The organism is Sinomonas terricola (genome assembly GCF_034931225.1).
In the GTDB taxonomy this organism is placed as follows: Bacteria; Actinomycetota; Actinomycetes; order Actinomycetales; family Micrococcaceae; genus Sinomonas; species Sinomonas terricola.
This window is the reverse complement of sequence record NZ_JAYGGQ010000038.1, coordinates 1-930: the sequence shown is the minus strand read 5'-3', so window position 1 is coordinate 930 and position 930 is coordinate 1. Positions and strand designations below refer to the sequence as shown.

The 930-nt window shown below is 67.2% G+C and carries 1 protein-coding gene; it reads left to right on the top strand.

Features of this window, described 5'->3' with window-relative positions:
• Positions 1-28: 28 nt before the first annotated feature.
• Positions 29-930 (top strand): amino acid permease (locus SPF06_RS22000; RefSeq protein WP_428985820.1); only part of this gene is annotated, 902 nt, incomplete at its 3' end.

Here is a 930-nt window from a genome sequence, read left to right as displayed (position 1 = left end):
CGGCCACGCCCACTCGTCCGACCACGTCATCCATGCCGAGGATGCGGGCTACCACAAGGGCCTCAAGGCACGGCAGATCCAGATGATCGCGATCGGCGGGGCGATCGGCACGGGCCTGTTCCTCGGCGCCGGCGGCCGCCTCGCCGCCGCGGGCCCGTCCCTCGTGCTCTCCTACGCGATCTGCGGCGTCTTCGTCTTCCTGATCCTGCGGGCCCTGGGCGAGCTCGTGCTCCACCGGCCCTCCTCGGGCTCGTTCGTCTCCTACGCCCGCGAGTTCTTCGGCGAGAAGGCCGCCTTCGCCGCCGGCTGGTTCTACTGGATCAACTGGGCCATGACCACGATCGTGGACACCACCGCCGCAGCCCTGTACATGAACTTCTTCGGCCGCTACGTCCCGTGGATCGCCGCCGTCCCCCAGTGGGCCTGGGCCCTGATCGCGCTCGTGCTCGTGCTCTCCCTGAACCTGGTCTCGGTCAAGGTCTTCGGCGAGATGGAGTTCTGGTTCGCCCTGATCAAGGTCGCCGCCCTGGTCTCCTTCCTGATCCTGGGGATCTACTTCGTCATCTTCGGCACCCCCACCGGCGCCCCGACCGGCTTCAGCCTCATCGCCGACCACGGCGGCCTGTTCCCGATGGGCCTGGCCCCGATGATCCTGCTCATGCAGGGCGTCGTGTTCGCCTACGCCTCGGTCGAGCTCGTCGGAACCGCCGCGGGCGAGACCGAGAACCCCGCCAAGATCATGCCCAAGGCCATCAACTCCGTCGTGGTCCGCATCGCCGTGTTCTACGTCGGCTCCGTGATCCTGCTCTCCCTCCTGCTGCCGTACACCTCGTACCAGAAGGGCGTGAGCCCGTTCGTGACCTTCTTCGGCTCGATCGGGGTCCCGGATGTGGACATCATCATGAACCTCGTCGTCCTCACCGCCTCCCT